Source organism: Klebsiella sp. K47 (genome assembly GCF_051858335.1).
GTDB lineage: Bacteria > Pseudomonadota > Gammaproteobacteria > Enterobacterales > Enterobacteriaceae > Klebsiella > Klebsiella pneumoniae.
Genome location: NZ_JBPYUI010000035.1, coordinates 1 through 14,586 on the forward strand (window position 1 = coordinate 1; position 14,586 = coordinate 14,586).

General features: G+C 58.8%; 14 protein-coding genes. 10 read left to right on the forward strand and 4 right to left on the reverse strand.

What is annotated here, in order from left to right:
* The coding region (locus RRF55_RS24115; RefSeq protein WP_049243997.1) for a hypothetical protein at nt 1–187 on the forward strand (187 nt) is incomplete at its 5' end.
* 162 nt (nt 188–349) lie between these two features.
* Entirely contained in the window at nt 350–1,081 is a 732-nt protein-coding gene (locus RRF55_RS24120; RefSeq protein ID WP_004177719.1) for a transporter substrate-binding domain-containing protein, read from the forward strand.
* Between the two features lie 43 nt (nt 1,082–1,124).
* Here RRF55_RS24120 and orn read toward each other — a convergent pair whose 3' ends face one another.
* Entirely contained in the window at nt 1,125–1,670 is a 546-nt protein-coding gene (orn, locus tag RRF55_RS24125) for an oligoribonuclease (RefSeq protein WP_002885538.1), read from the reverse strand.
* A 94-nt stretch (nt 1,671–1,764) separates the two neighbouring features.
* On the opposite strand from orn, the gene rsgA reads away from it, so the two are divergent.
* The 3 genes from rsgA to mscM all read left to right on the forward strand — a co-directional run bounded on the left by rsgA (nt 1,765) and on the right by mscM (nt 7,302).
* Nucleotides 1,765–2,826 (forward strand): small ribosomal subunit biogenesis GTPase RsgA, encoded by a 1,062-nt coding sequence (rsgA, locus tag RRF55_RS24130; RefSeq protein WP_004178332.1) that lies wholly within the window; start codon nt 1,765–1,767, stop codon nt 2,824–2,826.
* A gap of 160 nt (nt 2,827–2,986) precedes the next feature.
* Nucleotides 2,987–3,949, forward strand: a complete 963-nt coding sequence (gene asd / locus RRF55_RS24135) for an archaetidylserine decarboxylase (protein WP_002885536.1) — start codon at nt 2,987–2,989, stop codon at nt 3,947–3,949.
* 23 nt (nt 3,950–3,972) lie between these two features.
* On the forward strand, nt 3,973–7,302 hold the full coding sequence (gene mscM, locus RRF55_RS24140; protein ID WP_004146716.1) for a miniconductance mechanosensitive channel MscM: 3,330 nt from the start codon (nt 3,973–3,975) through the stop codon (nt 7,300–7,302).
* A 37-nt stretch (nt 7,303–7,339) separates the two neighbouring features.
* On the opposite strand, the gene yjeM is transcribed toward mscM, so the two are convergent.
* Both yjeM and epmA read right to left on the reverse strand, forming a co-directional pair.
* On the reverse strand, nt 7,340–8,842 hold the full coding sequence (gene yjeM / locus RRF55_RS24145; protein ID WP_004178330.1) for a glutamate/gamma-aminobutyrate family transporter YjeM: 1,503 nt from the start codon (nt 8,840–8,842) through the stop codon (nt 7,340–7,342).
* A gap of 182 nt (nt 8,843–9,024) precedes the next feature.
* Nucleotides 9,025–10,002: an elongation factor P--(R)-beta-lysine ligase gene (gene epmA, locus RRF55_RS24150; protein WP_004146714.1), complete on the reverse strand. Its 978-nt coding sequence runs from the start codon at nt 10,000–10,002 to the stop codon at nt 9,025–9,027.
* A gap of 275 nt (nt 10,003–10,277) precedes the next feature.
* Between epmA and frdA the strand changes: the two genes are divergently transcribed.
* The 5 genes from frdA to RRF55_RS24175 all read left to right on the forward strand — a co-directional run bounded on the left by frdA (nt 10,278) and on the right by RRF55_RS24175 (nt 14,218).
* Entirely contained in the window at nt 10,278–12,068 is a 1,791-nt protein-coding gene (gene frdA / locus RRF55_RS24155) for a fumarate reductase (quinol) flavoprotein subunit (protein ID WP_048332303.1), read from the forward strand.
* The gene (frdB, locus tag RRF55_RS24160) at nt 12,061–12,795 is read left to right on the forward strand and encodes a fumarate reductase iron-sulfur protein (RefSeq protein ID WP_032439119.1); all 735 of its coding nucleotides are present in this window, start codon (nt 12,061–12,063) and stop codon (nt 12,793–12,795) included. The genes frdA and frdB overlap by 8 nt, the downstream gene beginning before the upstream one ends.
* Before the next feature lie 10 nt (nt 12,796–12,805).
* On the forward strand, nt 12,806–13,201 hold the full coding sequence (frdC, locus tag RRF55_RS24165) for a fumarate reductase subunit FrdC (protein ID WP_002885530.1): 396 nt from the start codon (nt 12,806–12,808) through the stop codon (nt 13,199–13,201).
* A gap of 10 nt (nt 13,202–13,211) precedes the next feature.
* Nucleotides 13,212–13,571 carry a fumarate reductase subunit FrdD gene (frdD, locus tag RRF55_RS24170; protein ID WP_002885526.1) on the forward strand — a complete coding sequence of 120 codons (360 nt, stop codon included), beginning with the start codon at nt 13,212–13,214 and terminating at the stop codon, nt 13,569–13,571.
* A 113-nt stretch (nt 13,572–13,684) separates the two neighbouring features.
* Nucleotides 13,685–14,218: a lipocalin family protein gene (locus RRF55_RS24175; protein WP_048332302.1), complete on the forward strand. Its 534-nt coding sequence runs from the start codon at nt 13,685–13,687 to the stop codon at nt 14,216–14,218.
* Here the strand turns inward: RRF55_RS24175 and sugE are convergent.
* Nucleotides 14,215–14,532 (reverse strand): quaternary ammonium compound efflux SMR transporter SugE, encoded by a 318-nt coding sequence (gene sugE, locus RRF55_RS24180; RefSeq protein WP_002885521.1) that lies wholly within the window; start codon nt 14,530–14,532, stop codon nt 14,215–14,217. The genes RRF55_RS24175 and sugE overlap by 4 nt on opposite strands.
* Nucleotides 14,533–14,586: the final 54 nt, after the last annotated feature.

The following is a 14,586-nucleotide window of genomic DNA, read 5'->3' on the forward strand; positions in this document are numbered from 1 at the left end:
AACTCGCGACCCCGACCTTGGCAAGGTCGTGCTCTACCAACTGAGCTATTCCCGCGTTACTGCATTTTTTGCCATATTTCGATGGCGTCGTAATTTGCATTTCTGCGTCGTTACGGGAGGCGCATTATACGAGAATTCGATGCCCCTGCAACCCCCTGACGATCACTTTTTTGCGTTTTTTGTTTAAATGGACATTTTCTCGCCATCTACGCCGCTGAATTGTATAAATAAGCGTCATAACGGGCAAAATCGCTTTTTCCGCCCGGCTGAATGACGCAAAATCGCTCGCATCATACAGCGGTGGCGCGACGTATAACGAGGCCACCCCGACGCCAAACAGGGAATTAGCATGAGAAAAGTCCTCACCGTCCTGCTGCTGAGCACGCTGGCCATCGGAACCGCGTCAGCCGAGACGCTCCATTTTGGCACCACCACGGCCAATCCACCGTTTGTCACCGCCAACGGCAAAAATCAGCCCGTTGGCTTCGATATCGATCTCGCGCACGCCCTGTGCCAGCAGATGCAGGCGCAGTGCCAGTTCACGGCGCAGCGTTTCGATACCCTGATCCCGGCTTTACGCTTTAAGAAATTTGACGCGGTGATTGCCGGCATGGAAGTGATCCCGATGCGTGAGAAGCAGGTCGCCTTCAGCCGCCCCTATCGCCAGGCGCTCTCCGGGGTAGTGATCGTCAACAAAGATGTCGCCCATACCTTTGCCGATCTGAAGGCTAAAAAAGTCGGCGTGGTGAAAGGCACGCTGCATCAGCGCTACCTGCGTGATAAACAGAAAGCCGTACAGGCTGTCCCTTACGACGATGTCGCCAGCGCCCTGGCCGCGCTGAAAGCCGGGCAAATAACCGGCGTCATGGGCGACTTCGCCACCCTCGACGCCTGGCAGCAGGAGAACCCTGACTACGCCATCATGGATGAACGGGCCACCGACCCGGCTTATTACGGTAAGCAGTATGCGATTGCGGTGCGCAAAGACGATCCGGAGCTGCTGAACGCCATCAACGATGCCCTGGCCGCGGTCATGGCGACACCTGACTTCCAGCAGATGCAGCAGAAGTGGTTTAAATAACGCAGAAAAGTGTACCGGGCCGCGCACAGGGCCCGGTCGCGGTTTACAGCTTAATGAAGTGTTCGCGGTAGTAAGCCAGCTCGGCGACCGACTCGCGGATATCGTCCATCGCCTGATGAGTGCCCTGCTTTTTAAAGCCGTCGAGAATTTCCGGCTTCCAGCGGCGCGCCAGCTCTTTCAGCGTGCTAACGTCCAGATAGCGATAGTGGAAATAGGCTTCCAGTTGCGGCATGTACTTAAACAGGAAGCGACGATCCTGGCCGATACTGTTGCCGCAGATCGGCGACTTGCCCGCCGGCACCCACTGCTTAAGAAACTCAATGGTCGCCAGTTCGGCATCGTGCTCGCTGACGGTGCTGGCCTTTACGCGATCCACCAGACCGCTGCCGGTATGCGTCCGCACATTCCACTCGTCCATTAATGCCAGCTGAGCGTCCGACTGATGCACCGCGATGGTCGGGCCCTCAGCCAGAATGTTCAGGTTGGCATCGGTCACCAGGGTGGCGATTTCGATAATGCGATCGCGCTCCGGATCCAGCCCTGTCATCTCAAGATCGATCCAAATGAGGTTGTTTTCATTTGCACTCATGCTATTTTCCACCCTTCTCGCGTGACTATATTCATCTAAAATAGCGTGTATCATAGAGGTTTTGCCCCATCAGGGCGACCAGGAGCCAGTTCGATTGAGTAAAAATAAACTCTCCAAAGGCCAGCAGCGCCGCGTCAAAGCCAACCACCAGCGCCGTCTGAAAACCACTGCGGAGAAGGCCGACTACGATGACAACCTGTTTGGCGAAACGTCGGAAGGCATTGTCATCAGTCGCTTTGGTATGCATGCCGACGTCGAATCCGCTGACGGCAGCGTGCATCGCTGCAATATCCGCCGGACGATCCGCTCGCTGGTCACCGGCGACCGCGTGGTCTGGCGGCCGGGCAAAGACGCCGCCGACGGCGTAAGCGTCAAAGGGATCGTCGAGGCGGTGCACGATCGCGCCTCCGTCCTGACGCGTCCGGATTTTTACGACGGCGTGAAGCCTATCGCCGCCAATATCGACCAGATCGTGGTGGTTTCCGCGATCCTGCCTGAGCTGTCGCTGAATATTATCGATCGCTATCTGGTGGCCTGCGAAGCGCAGGATATCGAGCCGCTCATTGTGCTGAATAAAATCGATCTGCTGGATGATGATGGTCTGCGCTTCGTCAATGAGCAAATGGATATCTACCGCAACATCGGTTACCGCGTGCTGCTGGTTTCCAGTCGGACTCAGGACGGCCTTAAGCCGCTGGAAGCGGCCCTGACCGACCGCATCAGTATCTTCGCCGGGCAGTCCGGGGTCGGTAAATCGAGCCTGCTGAACGCCCTGCTCGGGTTGAACGAGGATCAGATCCTCACCAATGATGTCTCGGACGTTTCCGGCTTAGGTCAACACACCACCACCGCGGCACGCCTCTATCACTTCCCGCACGGCGGCGATGTGATTGATTCACCGGGGGTACGTGAGTTCGGCCTGTGGCATCTGGAAGCGGAACAAATCACCAACGGCTTTGTCGAATTCCATGATTATTTAGGCCGTTGCAAATATCGCGACTGTAAACACGATACCGATCCTGGCTGTGCGCTTCGCGAAGCGGTAGAGAACGGCAAGATCGCCGAAAGCCGTTTTGAGAACTACCACCGCATCCTGGAAAGCATGGCGCAGGTACAGGTAAAAACGCGTAAAAACTTTTCCTCGTCCGATGACTGATCATTAAGCTGAGCATCACGTCAGGCGCTGCCGGGCAGCGATGATGACGCAGCTTACGCGGATGCCATTTGGCGAGTTTTACGTATAGAATCGTCCCCTTTTTTCAGGTCCCCGCCCGCAGGCGGGGTCAGGAACGACATATCATGGCCTGGAGGCTACTTTGTTAAACGATCTTAAACTTTCACTGCAATACATTCTGCCTAAACTGTGGCTCACCCGCCTCGCAGGCTGGGGTGCGAGCAAACGCGCAGGTTGGCTGACGAAGCTGGTCATCGATCTGTTCGTGAAATACTACAAGGTCGATATGAAAGAGGCGCAGAAGCCGGATACCGCGGCTTATCGCACCTTCAACGATTTCTTCGTGCGCCCGCTGCGCGACGACGTTCGCCCGCTGAATACCGATCCAAACGTGCTGGTGATGCCGGCCGATGGCGTGATCAGCCAGCTTGGCGCCATTGAGAACGATAAAATCCTGCAGGCTAAAGGTCATGACTACAGTCTGGAAGCCCTGCTGGCCGGCAACTATCAGATGGCCGACCTGTTCCGTAACGGCAGCTTCGCCACCACCTACCTGTCGCCGCGCGACTATCACCGCGTACACATGCCGTGCAACGGCATCCTGCGCGAAATGATCTACGTTCCTGGCGACCTGTTCTCTGTTAACCACTTGACGGCGCAGAACGTGCCGAACCTGTTCGCCCGTAACGAGCGCGTCATCTGCCTGTTTGATACTGAGTTTGGCCCGATGGCGCAAATTCTGGTGGGCGCAACTATCGTCGGCAGCATCGAGACCGTGTGGTCCGGCACCGTGACCCCGCCGCGCGAAGGCATTATTAAACGCTGGACCTGGCCCGCTGGCGACAACGAAGGCTCCATCGCCTTGCTGAAAGGCCAGGAGATGGGCCGCTTCAAACTGGGTTCCACCGTGATCAACCTGTTTGCTCCGGGCCAGGTGAAGCTGGTCGACACGCTGCAAAGCCTGTCCGTGACCAAGATCGGCCAACCGCTGGCGACAGCAGTGGAAGCGACCGCCGCCGCTGAACCCGCGCCGTTACCGGAAGAAGAGATCCGCGCCGAACACCGCGCCAGCCCGCTGGTTGACGATAAACAAGACCAAGGTTAATTCTTCAGCAAAAGGGTTATGCCGTGCGCCTGATATACACTTTCCTGTTGGCCTTGAGCCTCAGTTTCGGGGCGTACGCTGCGACAGCCCCGGATGCTAAACAGATAACCCAGGAACTGGAACAGGCGAAGGCGGCAAAGCCCGCCCAGCCTGAAACCGTTGAAGTTCTGCAGTCCGCGCTGAACGCGCTTGAGGAGCGAAAATCCTCCCTCGAGCGCGCCCGTCAGTATCAGGACGTTATCGACAATTTCCCCAAACTGTTTCAAAGCCTGCGTGCCCAGCTCAATAATCTGAGCGAAGAGCCGCGCCAGGTGCCAACCGGCCTGACCGCCGATGCGCTGAACCAGGAGATCCTGCAGGTCAGCAGTCAGCTGCTGGAATCGAGCCGCCAGGCGCAGCAGGAGCAGGATCGCGCGCGTGAAATCGCCGACTCCCTGAACCAGCTGCCGCAGCAGCAAACCGATGCCCGTCGTCAGCTCAATGAGGTTGAGCGCCGCATCGGCACGCAAACCGGCAACAATGCTCTCGCCCAGGCGCAAAATCTTGCCCTGCAGGCGGAATCAGCGCGTCTGAAGGCGCTGGTGGATGAACTCGACCTCGCCCAGCTCTCCGCCAACAACCGCCAGGAGCTGTCGCGCGCCCGTTCCGAGCTGGCGCAAAAACAGAGCGAGCAGCTGGATGCCTATCTGCAGGCGCTGCGCAATCTGCAAAACAGCCAGCGCCAGCGGGAGGCGGAAAAGGCGCTGGAGAGTACCGAACTGCTGGCGGAGAACAGTGAAAACCTGCCGCCGGACATCACCGCCCAGTTTAAGGTCAACCGTGAGCTCTCCCAGGCGCTGAACCAGCAGGCGCAGCGCATGGATCTGGTGGCGTCCCAGCAGCGGCAGGCGACGAATCAAACGCTGCAGGTGCGCCAGGCGTTAAACACCCTGCGCGAGCAGTCGCAGTGGCTGGGCTCCTCCAATCTGCTGGGCGAAGCCCTGCGCGCCCAGGTGGCGCGGCTGCCGGAGCGCCCTCGCCCGCAGCAGCTGGATACGGAAATGGCGCAGCTGCGCGTGCAGCGTCTGCGCTTTGAGGATTTACTCAGTAAGCAGCCGCAGCTGCGGCAGATCCGCCAGGCCGACGGCGAACCGCTGACCAGCGAGCAGAACAAGATCCTGCAGGCGCAGCTGCGCACGCAGAACGAGCTGCTGAACTCGCTGCTGCGCGGCGGCGACACCCTGATGCTGGAGCTCACCAAGCTGAAGGTCGCCAACGGCCAGCTGGAAGACGCGCTGAAAGAGATCAACGAAGCCACCCACCGCTATCTGTTCTGGACTTCGGACGTCAGCCCCATCGGCTTCTCCTGGCCGCTGGAGATCGTCCAGGATCTGCGGCGCCTGATCTCCCTGGATACCATCAGCGAACTGGGCAAAGCCAGCGCGATGATGCTTACCAGCAAAGAGACCCTGCTGCCGCTGTTTGCCGCCCTGCTGCTGGTTGGCTTTAGCATCAGCTCGCGGCGCCATTTCACCCGCTTTCTCGAGCGCTCCAGCGCCCGGGTGGGGAAAGTCACCCAGGATCACTTCTGGCTGACGCTGCGCACGGTCTTCTGGTCGATACTGGTGGCCTCGCCGCTGCCGGTGCTGTGGATGACGCTCGGCTATGGTCTGCAGTCCGCCTGGCCGTTCCCGCTGGCGGTGGCGATTGGCGATGGAGTCACCGCGACGGTGCCTTTGCTGTGGGTGGTGATGATCTGCGCCACCTTCGCCCGGCCAAACGGGCTGTTTATCGCCCACTTCGGCTGGCCGCGTAGCCGCGTGGCGAAGGCGATGCGCTACTACCTGATGAGCATCGGGCTGATTGTGCCGCTGATTATGGCGCTGATCATGTTCGATAATCTTAACGACCGCGAATTCTCCGCTTCGCTGGGCCGCCTGTGCTTCCTGCTGATCTGCGGCGCGCTGGCGGTGGTCACCCTGAGCCTTAAGCACGCCGGTATTCCGCTCTATCTGGATAAAGAGGGGAATGGCGACAATATGGTGAACCGCCTGCTGTGGAACCTGATGCTTGGCGCCCCGCTGGTGGCCATGCTGGCGGCCGCCGTCGGCTACCTCGCCACCGCCCAGGCGCTGCTTGCGCGTCTGGAAACCTCGGTCGCCATCTGGTTCCTGCTGCTGGTGGTCTATCACATCATCCGCCGCTGGATGCTGATCCAGCGCCGCCGGCTGGCCTTCGACCGGGCCCGCCATCGTCGCGCGGAAATTCTCGCTCAGCGCGCCCGCGGCGAAGATGAGCCCGTTCACGTCAGCAGCCCGGAAGGGTCGGTGGAGACGGAGGTCAGCGAGGTCGACCTCGATGCCATCAGTACCCAGTCGCTGCGGCTTGTGCGCTCCCTGCTGATGCTGATCGCGCTGCTATCGGTCATCGTGCTGTGGTCGGAGATTCACTCGGCGTTTGGCTTCCTTGAGAATATCTCGCTGTGGGACGTGACCTCGACGGTACAAGGGGTGGAAAGCCTTGAGCCTATTACGCTTGGCGCGGTGTTGATTGCCATTCTGGTGCTGATCATCACCACTCAGCTGGTACGCAACCTGCCCGCGCTGCTGGAACTGGCGATCCTCCAGCATCTCGATTTAACCCCCGGCACCGGCTACGCCATCACCACCATCACTAAGTATCTGCTGATGCTGGTCGGCGGGCTGGTGGGCTTCTCGATGATCGGTATTGAGTGGTCGAAGCTGCAGTGGCTGGTCGCCGCGCTGGGTGTGGGTCTCGGGTTTGGCCTGCAGGAGATCTTCGCCAACTTTATCTCCGGCCTGATTATCCTGTTTGAGAAGCCGATCCGCATCGGCGATACGGTCACCATTCGCGACCTGACGGGCAGCGTCACCCGCATTAATACCCGTGCGACCACCATCAGCGACTGGGACCGAAAAGAGATTATCGTGCCGAACAAGGCGTTCATTACCGAACAGTTTATCAACTGGTCGCTGTCGGACTCGGTTACCCGCGTGGTGCTGACGGTGCCGGCGCCTGTGGACGCCGATACCGAAGAGGTGACGAAAATTCTCATCGCCGCGGCGCATCGCTGCTCGCTGGTCATCGATACCCCGGCGCCGGAGGCGTTTCTCGTCGACCTGCAGCAGGGGATCCAGATTTTCGAGCTACGTATTTTTGCCGCGGAGATGGGGCACCGCATGCCGCTGCGCCATGAGATGCATCAGCTGATCCTGGCGGGCTTCCGCGAGCATGGCATTGATATGCCGTTCCCTCCGTTCCAGATGCGTCTGGAAAGTATTGACGGCAGGCAAAGCAGTAAAACCATGACCTCGGCCGGAAAAACCAGCCGCCGTACGGCTGGTAGCCTGTAAACCATCCCCTGCCCGGCTGCACCGCCGGGCAGGTTCTTTAACTCTCCATCACCAGCGCGCCGGACGCCATGCGCCGACGGTAGCTTTCGTAGATCCCCAGCGCCAGCAGTGAGAAGAAGATCGGCCCACCGACCATCCACAGGGTGCTGTTCCAGTCCCCGCTGTCGATGACGGGTTGGATAATGGTGAAGATATTGGCGAAGGTCACCACCAGCAGCACCACGCCGGTCGCCAGCAGCGTCGACGGACGGTTTTTGAAGATCACGAACGGCCGGTCAAGATGGGTTTTCGCCTTGAAGAACGGGAAGGCGATGGTCAGGAACAGATAAGGCAAGGTCATAGAGACATTGGCCATCAGCGTCAGCTTGTTATAAAACGCGGAAGCGCTATCCCCACCGAACGATACCAGTACGATAAACACCCCGACCAGCAGACACTGCAGCCACATCGCCGCGGCGGGCATTCCGTTGACGTTGAGACGGGTCATCACCGACGGCCAGAGCGCTTTTGGCGTGCCCTGGATAATCGCTTTCAGGGGAGAATAGCTGAGGGTGAAGAACGCGCCGGTGTAAGCGAGAAACATCGACAGGCCGGTAATACGGGCGAACCAGACCCCGGTCAGGGCTGACGCCGCAGGGGTCAGGTGCAGGGCCTGGCCCAGCGTCGCCCCGAGGCTGGTCATCAGCACATAGGTGATGTTGCCGAGGTTGGTCGAACGCGCGCCAAGCACCTGCTGCCAGTTGGCGCTCACGCCCCACAGCACAATCGCCAGCGAGTAACCGATCGAGATAACAATCGCCGCGATGATAATACCTTTGGCAAAGTTCTTTTCCGGCTTATCGGTCTTATCCACTAAGCCGCCAACCGCCTCAATTCCGCCATAGGCAAAGATGGCAAATACCACAAACGACAGCATCGCCATGCCCGACTGATACCCGGGATTAGGCGAAAGGGTGAAGTTTAACGGCTGGGCGAAATGACCGCCGTTAAGCAGAAGGATCGCCCCGCTCACCAGCAGCAGCACCAGGTTAAGCCCCATCACCGCGATACCGCCGACGGCGGTAATTTTAGCGATTTTATTGATCCCTTTGACGGCAATAAAGGTCACCACGACCATCCAGCAGGCCGCCAGAATACCGACCGTCTGCGTCGGCGTCAGGCTACCCAGCGCCCAGGTCTGGGTTTTGTCCGCGCCAAACAAAAAAGTAGAGAGCGGGACCCAGATCTTAGCGGCGGTACTCACCATCCACACTACGTACGAGGCAAACCACATAAAGGTACCAATGAAGGCAAAGCGCGGCCCGACGCTGTGGTTCATCCAGGAATAGATCCCGCCCTCTTCGCGACGATAAGCTGAGCCCATCTCCGCCATCATCAGCGCGAACGGGATAAAGAAAAAGAGGGCGGAAAAAAGGTAAAACGGCATCGCGCTATAGCCCATCAGATAAAACGCCGATGGGCTGTTGGCAAAGCCAAACACCGAGGTGAAGATCATCAGAATCAGCCCGATCAGGCTCATCTTCTTGAGTTGTTGATGCATAAATCTATCCAAACGTGGGCATCGCCCGACGAGCGACGCCTGGCCTCATAAAAAGAGCGCGGATAGTAGCAAAATCACGGAGGGAAATTGTGGGTATTCGGGCTAAAGCCGGGGCGAGGGTGTCAGGTTCAGAGTCGTCTTTCACCTCCCCCACCCGGCGGCGGAGGGAGGTGAAAAAGCGATCAGGCGCGGTCTACCGTAAAGGCGATCACTTCGCCGATGCTTTCAGCGCCCAGCGCCAGCATGACCACGCGGTCAACGCCCAGCGCCACGCCGGAGCAGTCCGGCAGACCCGCCTCCAGCGCCGCCAGCAGGTTGTTATCGATGGGCTGCTGCGGAAGGCCGCGCGCGGCGCGTTTGCGGTTATCCTGCTCAAACCGCAGGCGCTGTTCATGGGCGTCGGTCAGCTCGTGGAAACCGTTCGCCAGCTCAATACCTTTGTAATAGACCTCAAAGCGCTCAGCGACCCGATGATCTTCCGGGCTGATCTGCGCTAAAGAGGCCTGAGTCGCCGGGAAATGATAAATGAACGTTGGTCGATCTTTGCCGATGTGCGGCTCCACGCCCATGGTGAACAGCAGCTGCAGCAGGGTATCGCGATCTTCTTCAGTATCGGCGATATTGCTCAGATCCAGCTTCGCTGCGACTTCACGCAGCTGTGCTTTATCGGCAGAGAGCGGGTCAATTTCCAGATGGCGCTGAAACGCCTGCTGATAGGAGAGACTTTCCGCCGGTTGGCACTCCAGCACCTGCTGCAGCAGATCGTCCACCTCATTGATCAGGCGATACATGTCATAGCATGGACGATACCACTCCAGCATGGTGAATTCCGGATTGTGATGACGCCCCATCTCTTCATTACGGAAGCTGCGGCACAGCTGGAAGACCGGGCCGCAACCTGCCGCCAGCAGGCGCTTCATGTGGTATTCCGGACTGGTCATCAGGTACAGGTTAAGCCCCTGAGAATGGCCCGGGCCGACGAAACGGGTTTCGAACGGGAACAAATGAATATCCGTTACCGTCGCCTGACTCATGCAAGGCGTCTCCACCTCCAGCACGCCGCGATCGGTAAAGAAACGGCGGATTTCCGCCATCACCGCCGCGCGCTTCAACAGATTGGGAATGGGTGCGCTCGGCTGCCAGGTTGCCGTCTCGCTCATGGTACTTTCTCCGATTGCAAATTAAGGGCACGAAGTCTACTCGCAACCGGCGAGTGAAACAAATTTTGTGCAATCTCCGGCAGACTACATGCCATTAATCTATCGTTAACCCTGACGCATAAATACCACTGATAAATAACCGCACATATCGATAAAAAAATCGAACACGTCAATTTTCCATACTGACCCTAAGGCTATACTCCTGTACCTATAAAGGAGCAGTGATACTTTTTCGCCAGCCCGGCGGCGAAATACACTAAAACTGGAGGAATGTCGTGCAAACTTTTCAAGCCGATCTCGCCGTAATTGGCGCCGGCGGGGCAGGCCTTCGTGCCGCTATCGCCGCCGCTCAGGCCAACCCCAACGCTAAAATCGCCCTGATTTCTAAAGTCTATCCGATGCGCAGCCATACGGTCGCTGCAGAAGGGGGGTCCGCAGCCGTTGCCCAGGATCACGATAGCTTTGAGTACCATTTTCACGACACCGTCGCGGGAGGCGACTGGCTGTGCGAGCAGGATGTCGTCGACTATTTTGTTCATCACTGCCCGACGGAAATGACCCAGCTGGAGCAGTGGGGATGCCCATGGAGCCGCCGCCCCGACGGCAGCGTCAACGTCCGGCGCTTCGGTGGCATGAAAATCGAACGCACCTGGTTTGCCGCCGACAAAACCGGCTTCCACATGCTGCATACCCTCTTCCAGACCTCCCTTCAGTTTCCCCAAATTCAGCGCTTTGACGAACATTTCGTCCTTGACCTGCTGGTCGATGACGGGCAGGCCCGCGGCCTGGTGGCGATGAATATGATGGAAGGCACCCTGGTGCAGATCCGCGCTAACGCCGTGGTGCTGGCTACCGGCGGCGCCGGGCGCGTCTACCGCTACAACACCAACGGCGGCATCGTCACCGGTGACGGGATGGGGATGGCTCTGAGCCATGGCGTGCCGCTGCGCGACATGGAATTCGTTCAGTATCACCCGACCGGCCTGCCGGGCTCCGGGATCCTGATGACCGAAGGCTGCCGCGGCGAAGGCGGGATTCTGGTCAACAAAAACGGCTACCGCTATCTGCAGGATTACGGCATGGGCCCGGAAACCCCGCTCGGCGAACCGAAGAATAAATATATGGAGCTGGGCCCACGCGACAAAGTGTCCCAGGCCTTCTGGCACGAGTGGCGGAAAGGGAACACCATCCCGACGCCGCGCGGCGACGTGGTCTACCTCGATCTCCGCCACCTCGGCGAGAAAAAACTACTGGAGCGTCTGCCGTTTATCTGTGAACTGGCGAAAGCCTACGTCGGCGTCGATCCGGTGAAAGAGCCGATCCCGGTGCGCCCGACCGCGCACTACACCATGGGCGGTATTGAAACCGATCAGCAGTGCGAAACCCGAATCAAAGGGCTGTTTGCCGTGGGCGAATGCTCGTCCGTAGGCTTACATGGCGCCAACCGTCTGGGCTCCAACTCGCTGGCCGAGCTGGTGGTCTTCGGCCGCCTGGCCGGGGAGCAGGCCATGCAGCGCGCCGCTCAGGCGGGCGAGGCAAACGGCGCCGCCCTCGATGCGCAGGCTACCGATGTGAAGCAGCGCCTGAAAGATCTCGTCAACCAGGAAGGTAACGAAAACTGGGCGAAAATTCGCGATGAAATGGGGCTGTCGATGGAGGAAGGCTGCGGCATCTACCGCACGCCGGAGCTGATGCAGAAAACGATCGACAAGCTGGCTGAACTGCAGGAGCGCTTTAAGCGCGTGCGCATTACCGATAACTCCAGCGTGTTCAATACCGATCTGCTTTACACCATTGAGCTGGGGCACGGTTTAAACGTTGCCGAATGTATGGCGCACTCGGCCATCGCCCGTAAAGAATCGCGCGGGGCGCACCAGCGTCTGGATGAAGGCTGTACCGAACGCGACGACGTCAACTTCCTCAAGCACACTCTCGCCTTCCGCGAGGCCGATGGCACTACCCGTCTGGAATATGGCGATGTGAAGATCACCACGCTGCCGCCGGCAAAACGTGTCTATGGCGCAGAAGCGGACGCGGCTGAGAAGAAGGAGACCACCCATGGCTGAGATGAAAAACCTGAAAGTCGAAGTGGTGCGCTACAATCCGGAGGTCGACACCGCACCGCACAGCGCATTCTATGACGTGCCTTATGATGAACAGACCTCGCTGCTGGACGCGCTGGGCTACATCAAAGACAACCTGGCGCCAGACCTGAGCTACCGCTGGTCCTGCCGAATGGCAATCTGCGGTTCCTGCGGCATGATGGTCAACAAGGTGCCGAAGCTGGCCTGCAAAACCTTCCTGCGCGATTACACCAAAGGCATCAAGGTGGAGGCATTGGCCAACTTCCCGATCGAGCGCGATCTGGTGGTGGACATGACCCACTTTATCGAAAGCCTGGAAGCCATTAAGCCGTATATCATCGGCAATAACCGCACGCCTGACCAGGGGCCAAACAAGCAGACCCCGACCCAGATGGCGAAATACCATCAGTTTTCCGGCTGCATCAACTGCGGGCTGTGCTATGCCGCCTGTCCACAGTTCGGGCTGAACCCGGAATTTATCGGCCCGGCGGCGATCACCCTCGCCCACCGTTATAACGAAGACAGCCGCGACCACGGTAAAAAGGAACGCATGGCGCAGCTTAACGGCCAGAATGGCGTCTGGACCTGTACTTTCGTTGGCTACTGCTCGGAAGTGTGTCCGAAGCACGTCGACCCGGCGGCCGCGATCCAGCAGGGCAAGGTGGAAAGCTCGAAAGACTTTCTTATCGCCACCCTGAAACCACGCTAAGGAGTGCATTATGACGACGAAACGCAAACCCTACGTGCGACCAATGACCTCCACCTGGTGGAAAAAGCTGCCGTTTTATCGCTTCTACATGGTACGGGAAGGCACGGCGGTACCGACGGTATGGTTTAGCATTGTGCTGATTTATGGGCTGTTTGCCCTCAAGCACGGCGCCGAGAGCTGGGCGGGATATATCGGATTCCTGCAAAACCCGGTGGTGGTGATCCTCAACCTGATTACTCTGGCGGCGGCGCTGCTGCACACCAAAACCTGGTTTGAGCTGGCGCCGAAAGCCGCCAACGTCATCATCAAAGGCGAAAAAATGGGGCCAGAGCCGGTCATTAAAGGGCTCTGGGTGGTGACGGCGGTGGTCACCGTGGTGATCCTGTTTGTCGCCCTGTTCTGGTAAGGAGGCTGAGATGATTAATCCCAATCCGAAACGTTCCGATGAACCCGTATTCTGGGGGCTGTTTGGCGCAGGCGGCATGTGGGGCGCGATTGTCGCGCCGGTGATGGTGCTGCTGGTCGGCATCCTGCTGCCGCTGGGGCTCGCCCCGGCCGACGCCTTTAGCTATGAGCGTGTGCTGGCCTTTGCCCAAAGCTTTATCGGCCGCGCATTCATCTTTCTGATGATTGTCCTGCCGCTGTGGTGTGGGTTGCATCGTATTCACCACGCCATGCACGATCTGAAAATCCATGTGCCCAACGGTAAATGGGTCTTCTACGGCCTGGCGGCAATCCTCAGCGTCATCACCCTCGTTGGCGTACTGTTTATCTGATCCTGCAAGAGCCCGGTCGCATTTCTGCTACCGGGCTCGCTTCATAGAAAAATCTTGCCGCCTTTTCCCTGCTGGACTCTACACTTAGCTTAAAAGCCAGCAAGGAGCATGCCATGCGTATCCTGCCGATAATCACCGCGATTGCCGTCTCGTTCCTGTCTGTCGCCTGCAGCACGCCCGCCCCGCCGCCGGGCGTCACCGTGGTCAGTCCCTTCGACGTTCAGCGCTATCTGGGTACCTGGTATGAAATCGCCCGCTTTGACCACCCTTTTGAAAGCGGGCTGGAAAAAGTCACGATCGCCTGGCACCCACGTGATGACGGCGGTCTGGATGTGGTGAATAAAGGTTATAACCCCGACCGCGGCATGTGGCAGAAAACGGACGGGGTAGCGTACTTTACCGGGGAGCCCAGCCGCGCCGCGCTGAAGATTTCCTTCTTCGGCCCTTTCTACGGCAGCTATAACGTCATTGCTCTGGATAAGGAGTATCGTTACGCGCTGGTCTGCGGCCCCGATCGCGACTATCTCTGGCTGCTGGCCCGGGCGCCGACCATCGCCCCGGAGGTCAGGCAGCAGATGCTGAACATTGCCACCCGACAGGGCTTTGATGTCGGCAAACTGGTCTGGGTCAATCAGCGCTATGATTAGTGCGCGCTGATCTTCAGGCCAATGATGCCAATCACGATACAGACAAGGCTGGCGATACGCATGGCGCTGGCGGATTCCCCTAACAGCACAATACCGGTCACGGCGGCCCCCACGGCGCCGATCCCGGTCCAGACGGCGTAGGCGGTACCTACCGGTAGGGTTTTCATCGCCCATGAGAGCAGCGCCATGCTGGCCACCATCGCCACGATGGTGATAACGCTGGGAACCAGGCGGCTAAAGCCATGGGTATATTTCAGGCCGACGGCCCACACCACTTCCAGCAGGCCAGCGATAAACAAGACTATCCAGGACATAAGGCTCCTTTGCTGGGGCCGTCCCCGGATGAGAAACGCTTACGGGTCGTCCCG

Coding starts and splice junctions, on each gene's coding strand:
- RRF55_RS24120 (WP_004177719.1), top strand. CDS start 350: ATGAGAAAAGTCCTCACCGTCCTGCTGCTGAGCACGCTGGCCATCGGA.
- orn (WP_002885538.1), bottom strand. CDS start 1,670: ATGAGTGCAAATGAAAACAACCTCATTTGGATCGATCTTGAGATGACA.
- yjeM (WP_004178330.1), bottom strand. CDS start 8,842: ATGCATCAACAACTCAAGAAGATGAGCCTGATCGGGCTGATTCTGATG.
- epmA (WP_004146714.1), bottom strand. CDS start 10,002: ATGAGCGAGACGGCAACCTGGCAGCCGAGCGCACCCATTCCCAATCTG.
- frdB (WP_032439119.1), top strand. CDS start 12,061: ATGGCTGAGATGAAAAACCTGAAAGTCGAAGTGGTGCGCTACAATCCG.
- frdC (WP_002885530.1), top strand. CDS start 12,806: ATGACGACGAAACGCAAACCCTACGTGCGACCAATGACCTCCACCTGG.
- frdD (WP_002885526.1), top strand. CDS start 13,212: ATGATTAATCCCAATCCGAAACGTTCCGATGAACCCGTATTCTGGGGG.
- RRF55_RS24175 (WP_048332302.1), top strand. CDS start 13,685: ATGCGTATCCTGCCGATAATCACCGCGATTGCCGTCTCGTTCCTGTCT.
- sugE (WP_002885521.1), bottom strand. CDS start 14,532: ATGTCCTGGATAGTCTTGTTTATCGCTGGCCTGCTGGAAGTGGTGTGG.